The 10,115-nt window shown below is 53.0% G+C and carries 8 protein-coding genes; 7 read left to right on the top strand and 1 reads right to left on the bottom strand.

Annotated features, from left to right (window positions below; genetic code table 11):
• The first annotated feature begins 302 nt into the window (after positions 1–302).
• From QNJ26_18380 to QNJ26_18350, 7 genes are all read left to right on the top strand, one after another.
• Positions 303–1,259, top strand: a complete 957-nt coding sequence (locus QNJ26_18380) for an ABC transporter permease (GenBank protein MDJ0987514.1) — start codon at positions 303–305, stop codon at positions 1,257–1,259.
• Complete coding sequence (locus QNJ26_18375) at positions 1,249–2,136, top strand: ABC transporter permease (protein MDJ0987513.1); 888 nt, start codon at positions 1,249–1,251, stop codon at positions 2,134–2,136. Before QNJ26_18380 ends, QNJ26_18375 begins: the two co-directional genes overlap by 11 nt.
• On the top strand, positions 2,133–3,131 hold the full coding sequence (locus QNJ26_18370; protein MDJ0987512.1) for an ABC transporter ATP-binding protein: 999 nt from the start codon (positions 2,133–2,135) through the stop codon (positions 3,129–3,131). Before QNJ26_18375 ends, QNJ26_18370 begins: the two co-directional genes overlap by 4 nt.
• Entirely contained in the window at positions 3,128–4,108 is a 981-nt protein-coding gene (locus QNJ26_18365; GenBank protein MDJ0987511.1) for an ABC transporter ATP-binding protein, read from the top strand. The genes QNJ26_18370 and QNJ26_18365 overlap by 4 nt, the downstream gene beginning before the upstream one ends.
• Before the next feature lie 168 nt (positions 4,109–4,276).
• Complete coding sequence (locus QNJ26_18360; GenBank protein ID MDJ0987510.1) at positions 4,277–5,839, top strand: ABC transporter substrate-binding protein; 1,563 nt, start codon at positions 4,277–4,279, stop codon at positions 5,837–5,839.
• A gap of 69 nt (positions 5,840–5,908) precedes the next feature.
• Positions 5,909–7,216: a CheR family methyltransferase gene (locus QNJ26_18355; GenBank protein ID MDJ0987509.1), complete on the top strand. Its 1,308-nt coding sequence runs from the start codon at positions 5,909–5,911 to the stop codon at positions 7,214–7,216.
• A gap of 142 nt (positions 7,217–7,358) precedes the next feature.
• The gene (locus tag QNJ26_18350) at positions 7,359–7,967 is read left to right on the top strand and encodes a hypothetical protein (GenBank protein ID MDJ0987508.1); all 609 of its coding nucleotides are present in this window, start codon (positions 7,359–7,361) and stop codon (positions 7,965–7,967) included.
• 61 nt (positions 7,968–8,028) lie between these two features.
• Here QNJ26_18350 and QNJ26_18345 read toward each other — a convergent pair.
• A partial coding sequence (locus QNJ26_18345) for a mechanosensitive ion channel family protein (protein MDJ0987507.1) occupies positions 8,029–10,115 on the bottom strand: 2,087 nt, incomplete at its 5' end.

Here is a 10,115-nt window from a genome sequence, read left to right as displayed (position 1 = left end):
GGCAGCTCGCTGGGTGAACTCCGTTTGCCCAATAACCTGCATATCGTTAAAAAGAATGGTGCCTGGAAATGGCAAGGTCTCGTCGCTTTAAAGCAGCCAGATTGAACAGAACCTTAAAACAAAATGCAACATGCTGGGTACGCTGCTAGTCGATACATTCGCCAAAAAGCCATCGGTTCAAATTGACTTGAACTCACGAAATGTATAAAAACATGAAAGGATAAGCTCAAGATTTAGCCTCATACAGCTGAATTGCAACAGGCCGATAGCCAAAAACTTTTTTCATTTCAAGCGATTAATTAATGAAGTTCGTCTGGAAAAAAATCTTGCGACTCATTCTCGTCGGGCTGGCCGTTGCCGCATTGACATTTTTAATGGTCAATATCCTGCCGGGCGACGTGGCCGATATAATTGGCGGGCGGGGCGCCAGCCCGGAGGACATCGAAGCCATTCGCAAGGACCTGGGACTCGATCGCAACATCCTGGTCCGATTTGTCAGCTGGCTGGGTCATCTTCTCCAGGGCGATCTGGGTAAATCCTATCTCACCGGAGAGCCTGTCCTGCACATCATTTTGACCCGCCTGCCCGTCACCGTTGAGCTGCTCGTTATTTCCCAGCTTTTCGCCCTTTTGCTGGCCCTTCCGGCCGGCATCTTTTGCGCCTATCGCAGCGGCACTTTTTTCGACCGCCTGATCAGCATCGGCGGCTTTGCCACCTTCTCGGTTCCCATCTTTGTCATGGCACTGGTGGGCATCTATCTGTTTGCCATTCAGCTGCATTGGCTGCCGGCTACCGGCTACATGCCGCTTGAATACGGGTTCTGGGCCAACTTTCGGTCCTTTATCCTACCGGCGCTGAGTATCGCCCTGATTGAGTGGGTCGTTCTAATGCGCGTGCTGCGCAGTGATATGATCAGCACCTTGCAGCAAAATTATATCCTGATGGCCCGAGCCAAGGGGCTGCCGCCCTGGAAGGTGCTGCTGCATCACGCTCTGAGACCCTCATCATTTACCCTGGTCACCATTCTGGGTCTACAGATTGGACGCTTATTGGGCGGTGCGGTGATCATCGAAACCATCTTTGCCCTGCCCGGTATCGGCCGCCTGCTGGTCAATTCTATTTATGCCCGCGATTATATGGTCGTCCAGGGGTGTATTCTACTGATTACCATCGGGTATGTGGTCATCAATACCATGGTTGACATCTTATATCACATCTTAGACCCGCGGATTCGAACGGAGCCCGCCAATGTCGGTTAATGCTGTTAAAACGCGCCCGGGCAGGACCTTCTGGCTGGCAGTCATCTGGCTGGCAATTGTCGTTGCAGCGGCCACCACAGCCGGCTGGTGGGCTGTGCCGGCATTTGATACCATGGACTGGGATCATCCCGCGGCAACGCCCGGGACACGCAGCGATAGCGCCTCACTTCAAAATGCGGTCAAACCGGAAAAAGAGACATACACCTACTGGCTGGGAACCGACACCATGGGGCGGGACGTGACCTCCCGTTTGATCTACGGCGCCCGCGTTTCTCTTACGGTGGGATTGCTCTCGCCAGTAATCGGATTTTTGCTAGGTGGCATCCTGGGTTGCCTGGCGGGGTATTTCCGGGGCCGCCTGGAAGCCGCCATTGTCGCTGCTATGGATGTGATCCTGGCTTTTCCGGGAATTGTGCTGCTTTTAGCAATTAGCTTTTACCTGGGGCCAAGCCTGCGCAATTTGGTCATCGCCCTGGGGTTTCTGACGATTCCGGCCTTTAGCCGGGTTGCCCGGGCCAAAACCTTAACCCTGCGCGATCTTGAATTCGTCCAGGCCGCCCGTCTAAGCGGTGCCGGCAACTTCACAATTCTGGCTCGGGAAATCATCCCGAATGTGATCGCGCCCATGGCCGCATACGCGCTGCTGGTGGTGTCCTTTATGATCATGGCCGAAGGTGCGTTAAGCTTTTTAGGTCTGGGGGTACCGGCGCCGACACCCAGCTGGGGCGGCATGATTGCCGAGGGTAGAGAGGTGCTCGAAGAAGCGCCCCATGTGAGCATGATTCCCGCTGGTGTTATGTTTCTGACGGTTATGGCCTTTAATCTGATCGGAGACAGTTTGCGCAGTCAGGCTGAAAAGAGAACGAGTCAATTATGATCGCAAAACCCCACATCAAACCACTTCTGGCCGTCGAGAACCTGCAGACACTGATGCCGACACCTGATGGTTTGGTGCATGCCGTCGATGGGGTTTCATTTGCGCTTGAGCCCGGAAAAACGCTGGGTGTGGTCGGTGAATCCGGCTGCGGCAAGACCATGATGGCACGCTCTGTGATGGGTTTATTGCCGCGTAATGCAATCATGCCGCCGGAAACCCGCATTGAATTTTTGGGAGAAAACCTGGTTGGTCTGGCAGGTCCGCAAATGCGGCAAATCCTGGGCAAAGACATTGCCATGATCTTCCAGGACCCCATGTTATCCTTGAATCCGGTCATAAAAGTGGGCAAACAGATTAGCGAAGTGTTAACCCACCATCTGCAAATGGATAGACAGGCCGCCCGGGATCGTGCCGTAGAACTTCTGGAGAAAGTCGGCATCCCCATGGCCGAGCGCCGTTTCAGCCACTACCCCCATCAGCTCTCCGGGGGACTGCGCCAGCGGGTGGCCATCGCCATCGCCCTTGCCTGTGAACCGCAGCTGCTGATTGCAGATGAACCCACCACGGCGCTGGATGTAACCGTTCAGACCGACATTCTGGACCTGCTGGCCATGCTCCAACAAGATCAGCAGATGGCCATGATACTCATTTCCCATGACCTGGGTGTGGTGGCCGGCCGAACCCACGATACAGCCGTTATGTACGCCGGCAAGATCGTTGAGCAGGCCGCAACCACTGAGCTTTTTGAACATACTGCCATGCCGTATACCCGGGCTTTAATGGATGCCATGCCGCGCCTGACAGACCCTCCGCACACCACACTTCAGGCCATAGGCGGGCATCCCCCCGATCTGTTCGCTCCAGCAGGTGGGTGTCGCTTTGCGCCACGCTGCTCCCAGGCAAAAGCCCGTTGCCGGCAGCAGGAACCGGCGTTGAGAAATATTGCCGGAAAAAACCACCAGTTTGCATGCTGGTATCCATTGGAAACCAAATGAGCCCCGATCAAACACATACCCATCCCCTGCTGGACGTCAAAAGCCTGGTGGTCGAATTTGCCATCGACGGCGGTTTAATAATTCAGGCCGTCTCAGATGTCAGCTTCACCATCGACAACGGCGAGACCCTGGGGTTGGTCGGTGAATCCGGCTGCGGCAAATCCACGCTGGCCAGGGCCATTGTACAGCTTCAAAAACCGACTGCCGGTAAGATCTGGTTTGATGGGGCGCAACTAGCGGGCGGCAACGATGCGCATCTGCGTAGGATCAGACCACGCCTTCAGATGATATTTCAGGATGCGGCTGCGTCTTTGAACCCTGCCCGCAGGGTGGGCCGCACCATTTCCGAACCGCTGAGGGCATCCGGTCAGACCCATCGCCGCAACCGCAGGGATATCGTCTGTGCATTGATGCAGGATGTTGGTTTGGATCCGGATCAAATCTATGACCGGCGACCCTTCGAACTTTCAGTGGGTCAATGCCAGCGCATCAGCATTGCCCGGGCGCTGGTGACGAACCCACAGCTTTTGGTTTGCGATGAGCCTGTCAGCTCGTTGGATGTGTCGGTCCAGGCCCAGATCCTGAACTTACTGGAGCGTATAAAAGCGCGCCACAAGTTGACCATGCTGTTTATATCCCACGATCTGGCCGTGGTAAAACACATCTGCGACCGGGTGGCGGTCATGTATTTGGGCAAACTGTGCGAGATTGCTGATGCTGAAGACCTGTATCAATCACCCCGGCATCCATACACGGCAGCTCTATTGGAATCGGTTCCCGAAATTCCGGCTGGCCGGATCCAAAGGAAAATTACGCTGCGAGGTGTTGAAATGCCATCGCCTGTTGCCCCCCCTTCCGGTTGCCGATTTCGCACCCGCTGCCCGGGGGCAAAACAGCGCTGCACGGATATTGAGCCGGTATTGGTAGACATAACACCGGGACGCCAGGTGGCCTGTCATTACCCATTGGAAGCTTAGACGACATGGATACGGTCAGAGCAGCACCCTTATGAGAAACAATACAATAATACGTACATTTTTACTTGATATTTGTACATTTATATATTAAACCATTCGAACAACCCGTTATTATATAAAAAGGTGCCGATTTGATGTTTTTAAACATTCACTTCCGGGAGGTTTGCGATGAAATCTCAGATGGTTGACCTGCAGGCAATGGTGTCCCGCGTCACGCGAAGCTGTTTTATTATTTTTTTCCTGGTGGTGCTGATCACACTTATCACCGCTCCCGTGGCCTGGGCGGGCCCCAAATATGGCGGTACCCTGCGCTTGCTTGGCGAAGTCGATGCCATGGGGTTCGATGCCATCAAGGCCCGTTCCGCTGTGGGCGGCGGCAGGGTAACGGGAAACCTGGTAATGGAAAAATTGTTTGCACGGGATAAAAATGACAATATCATTCCGCTCCTGGGGATCTCGGCCACCTCTTCTGAAGACGGCAAAATATGGACGATTGAACTGCGCCAGGGCGTCCAATTTCATGACGGCACGCCATTTAACGCCGATGCCGTCGTCCATCACTGGCAGCGTCTGTTGGATCCCAAAAACCGCTACCGCCAACGAATACTGTTCCGGCCCATCATTGGCATCGAAAAGACCGGCGAATACGAAGTGCGGTTTCGCTTGAAGCACGCCTGGCTGCCATTTATGGCTGTTCTGACCGACCCATCCGGATTTACCGCCCTGATCCCATCACCCAAAGCGGTCGAGGAAGATACCCAGAACCGGGCACCGGTGGGCACGGGGCCTTTTATGATCAAAGAGTGGAAACGCGGCGACCGCATCACGGTAACCAAGAATCCGAATTACTGGAAAAAGGATCGGCCCTATCTGGACGCGGTGGTCTATCGCGCCATTCCGGACCATGAATCACGCTACGCCACTCTGGTATCAGGCCAGGCCGATATCATGATTACCGATCGGCCGGCGCATGTCAAAAAACTGTCTGCCAATCCGGATTTTCAAAAACACATCGTACACTTTCGTGGTGCTGGAATCCTGGCCCTTAACACCACTCGACCGCCTTTTGATGATGTCAGGGTGCGCCGTGCCATCGCCCATGCATGGGATCAGAAAAAGTATATCCGTGCCAGTTACCAGGACATTACGCCTTACACAGAGAACTGGTTTGGCAATTCGCTGGACTGCAGCGACACGGAGTATCTGCAGCACGATCTGGCAAAAGCCCGGGCGCTGATGGCCGAGGTCGCAAAACCGGTAGAATTTGAATATGTTCACACGGCAACAAATCGGGGAAGAGAGGCCGGCATTATTCTGCAGCAGATGATGAAAGAAATCGGAATTAAGGTAAACCCGGTCCCGCAGGATTTTCCCGGCATCATGAAAAAATTGTTCTCTAAGAATTTCGATTGCATCTCCTGGCTCATTCGCGGCGGATACGATATGGGTCCCACGACCACAGCCGTCTTACACTCCAAAAGCCCCTGGAACGTTACCGGTTATGCCAATCCGGAAGTCGACAAGCTGTTGATTCAGCAGCGACTGAGCACCGATCCGGCAATACGGGCCAGGACCTGGTGCGACATCGCCCGGAAAGTCAATCAAGACGCGCCCTTTTTGTACCTTTTTGGCCGGCAATATTATTTTTTTGTCAGAAATTATGTCAAAAATATCAACCCGCCGGTGCTCGGAGAAGAAGGCACCCAGTTTGACATTTGGCTGGATAAATGACAGCGGCGGGACGGAACAGAGCTATCGGATAATCTGGAAACCGAACAAGAAAAAGATCGGAAGGATAGTATGCAAACCGAATTTAACGACCTGGTAGAGCAACACCTGGGCGCACGTCTTCCGCAACAGCTGGCAACATCCGTTGATTTGCCCAAGCTGCCGCCGGACACCCAGGCATTTATCGAGCGTATGCTGGTCTTGATGAAGCGCGCCGGATATGGCGTCGAGCAGTTCAACACGGCCTTGATCCGGTGGCTTTCGGTCACCATTCCCACCATGTTGCCGCGGGCCTGGGGCGGCCGGATCCCGCCGATTACACTGCCGGGCCGGCATCAAAAACTGGATGCTTATGTCGCCGGCGAATACGCCCCGCCTTTTGACAGTTCACCGCTATTCGTGGATATTGGATGTGGTTTCCCACCGGTGACACCGGCCGAATCCGCCCGGGCGCTGCCCGACTGGCAGGTCTACGGAGTTGACCGCTCATTTGCCGATTTTGTGCTGTACGATCCGGCCGGCCATTACGCCTGCTTTGATCAAGCCGGGGGATTCCAATACTTTCAGGCTTCCATGGATCCCTCTGGCCGGGCCCTTTACGAAGATCCAGCCGGCACTCGCCAGCGTTTCGAAGCACTGTATGCGGATTTGGCTCCCCAATTGCCGCAATCCGACGGCACTGTCAGCCAACAGATCGAAAAAGATGGCTGTAAGCTCATTCAGCATCACATTCGGGATTTTGAGAGCAATAATTTGACCCTGATCAAAGAAGATCTCCTGCAACTGGATCTGCCGCCGGCCACCGTGATCCGCTGCATGAACCTTTTGATCTATTTTGAGCCCCAAAGCAGAAAAACAATGCTGTCGCATGCCGCTAAGCTGCTCGCTGATGACGGTATGCTGATTGCGGGAACCAACGGCTACGGTATCCAGACACGTTATGCCGTCTATCGAAAGGACAACGATAGCCTGTACCCAAGTGAGTTTGCGTTCAGTCTGGACAACCTGGGCCATATTGTCTTTATGCCCTGGTTTTCCATGCATGACAACGATCCGGAAGCCATGCTGCTGGCCGATCTGGCCGGTGCCATCCGCAGCGACCGGCAATTCTGGCCATCTTTTAGCGGGCACCTGGATGAATTACTCAAAGCCCAGAAAATCTGCTTTCGCGGGCCCGATGGGTTTCTACAGCCCCTGGTCGAAGAGATGTCGCTCACAGAATATTTTCAGAAAAATGCCGCCATCTGGCAGCAGCTTGTAGAAGACGGGTATCCCGCCCGCACGGTGGAGGTACTTGAACGGGCCGGTCATAAGGCCTGGATCAATGCGGTCGGCGATATTGCCATCGTGCCGCCAGCGGACGCACTTCCCACGGGTTGAGTATCAGTTCAAAGAACCCATAGAATTTATCCAAAAAGCTTGCAGGGCGTGGCAGATTTCGCCCGGCTGCTGGTCTCAATTACCTTTCCAACACATACCATTTGATATGAATGAACTTGAATGAAGTATTGGGGATGATCAAATGGATAAAAAACTTATTGCCTATTGTTGCATTGTGGTCCTTTTAGTTATTGGTGTTACGGTTTTTGTGAGTCTATATTTCAACCTGCAGGATTATAGATTCAAGGGTCGTCTTGCACCACTTTCACAGACCAAAGCTGTTGCCAGCGTTGATCGAGGCCCCCAATATGCGACCGAAATGAATTTAATTGCGGGGATATGCGCTCTATTTCTGGTGGGATACATGTTTTGGGGCTTTTATAAGAAGGTTCAAAAAAACAGCCAGGCTGATCAGATTGCAAGGGAGCGTTCTCTATACAATATCTCCTTGGCAACCGGCAGGACAGAATATGAACTGTTCTGCAAATCCGCAGAAGACTGGTCGGTATCCGGCACTAGAGTTGAGCAGGATTTCAAGAGATATATGATTGACGAGAGCCTGCCATACTACGTAAAGGACTTTGTCAGAAAAAATTTTAAGCATATCAATGAATCCTTAATAAGAAAGGAAGTCGTAAATCCCACATCCTTGTGGGATTGGGTGAAAGCATTGCTCGTCTTTCCAGGCTGTTTCTTCCTTATTATCTTTATGGCGCTCATTTGGGGGAAAATGAGAATTTTCTCTTTTTAGCGCAATCGCTAATGGCGCTTGATTTGGTCTTTCTTATTCACTCGTGATTGGGGTCATTTGATTATCCTTTAGCGTCTCCTGCTTCATCGCCCTGCATGACGTCATCTTCAAGCGGTGCGTCGGTCAGTTCTCCATCAGGCTGTGTTTTTGAGGTATCACGTTCGATGGCTTCCGGCCGCACCGCATCGCTGGCCGCAGTAGGCGTCGTCTGCACGGCCTGGGCGCCCAGGGCTGCGGCCTGGGCCAAAACCGCGCTGGGCGAAAATGAATCTTCCTCAGATTCCCAGCGCTGTCCCACAGTGAGGGGTCGCTTGTCGTCGCCGGCCAGGTGCAATGTTTGGGTCGGGAAGGCAAAATCAATACCTTCTGCGTTGAAACGTTCCATGATCTGGATATTAATCCAGTTGGCGTGCTCAAGGTAGGGCCAATACTCGGGCGGGTGGTACCAGTAGATGACAATGATATTCAGGGAATCCGCATTCAATTCGTTGAAATAAACCCGCGGCGGAAAATCTTCCTGGTTGATGGCTTCGTTGGGATGCGGTGTCGTTTCAGAGCTGTTCTCCGTTGCACCGGTGGTAGCGGTTGGTTCTGTTTCAGGCACTGATAGTATCTCCCGCAAAATCTCCACTGCACGATTGATCTTTTCCGGTGAAGTGTCGTAGGTAATGGTGACATTAAAAAGACGTCGAATATAGGGCCGACGGCCGATGTTTTGGACCTCGGCTGCTATCATTTTTTCGTTGGGAATCGATGTCAGCGGCCCGGTCAACAACCGAATCTTGGTTGAACGCAGGCCAATAGCTTCGATGGTACCATCCTGACCCAATGCATTGACACGCTGACCTACCCGAAATGGTTTGTCCAGATAGATCATGAAGCTGCTGATAATGCTTTCCATAGTCGGTCGGGCCGCCAGGGCGATGGCCAGACCACCAACACCCAGACCGGCAACCAGCGGAACGACATCGACTCCCAAATTTCTCAAACCCGCGATCAACACCCATGCGAACAGCAAGGCACCAATGACGCGTGAGCTCAATTGTATCAGACTCATTTTTACGCTCTCCACGGGTAGTTTCAGCAGGGCAGTAATCGAATCCGCAATCGCCCGGATAAGAACGTATACCACCCATGCCAACAAAATAGAGACGATGGCATTGCTGGCTGTGATAATGACCAGCAAAGACCTGCCGGTGATGTTGAGGTCGTTGTTTATATAATCGACGGCAATGACCACCAGGCCTGCGATGATCAAAGGGGCAAAAATCATGAACCACTGATTCAAAGGCGCCTGTAACTTTCCGGCCAAGCGCCTAAAAACGTAATAGACCAGAATGGATGCAACGGTCAGGACGAGAACGCTGAGAATCATAGCAATCCACTGCCAGGTGGTCTGGCCTCCATGAACCGTTTTTAACCTATCGGGCAAGCGTTCAACGAGCCGGCCCAAGAACGTTGTCCTGGGAATCAGATCACCAGGCGTTGTAATATAAAATTCGTAAAAGCCCGCGGATATCTGCGGGGAGATGTATCCCAGCTCTTTTTTAGACTGATCGGAGCGATACGGAAGATCCGCGACTTCCGTGTAGTATCTGTGTAAACGGCGGATCGTCGCGGCGCTGAAAAGAAAACTGCCCTGTTGCTCGCCCTCCAAGACCTCGATGATTTCAATGGGGGTATTTGGATAACGCCAGCGAACCGGCAATCCCGATCCCAGGCGTTGCCTTTCAGCCTTAACCATGGGTAGGTCGGGAACCGTATCTATTAAAGGCAGCATCGCCCGATCCAAGATCTCTTTCAGCTGTAAAGCAGACTCGATACCGACATCCGGACGCGTTGCTCTTGGTACATCGCTGAGATCAAGCGTTGCTGCAGCGCGCCGCATAAGATTTTCAGCCATGGCTTCAAATTTTCGAGCCTCATCAATCGTCATTTCAGGCGGGCTGGCTTTGAGCGCCGCATGGGTTTCCATCACCAAGATATAGGCGCGATTGACACTATCCAGAAAACCCTCTAGAGTCGCACGTGGGCTGGAGGTGTCCACCGGTCTCAAGCGGTTTCGAAACGTCTGCTCAAGATGAAGAATAGTGTCTTCAGAACGCTGTAAAGCTTCAAACACACCAGGCGATACCCCCGGCCTGTATG

This window comes from Desulfobacterales bacterium (assembly GCA_030066985.1).
Lineage (GTDB): Bacteria > Desulfobacterota > Desulfobacteria > Desulfobacterales > JAHEIW01 > JAHEIW01.
Note: the sequence above shows the minus strand (reverse complement) of the source record. Positions and strands in the feature narration are given on the sequence as shown.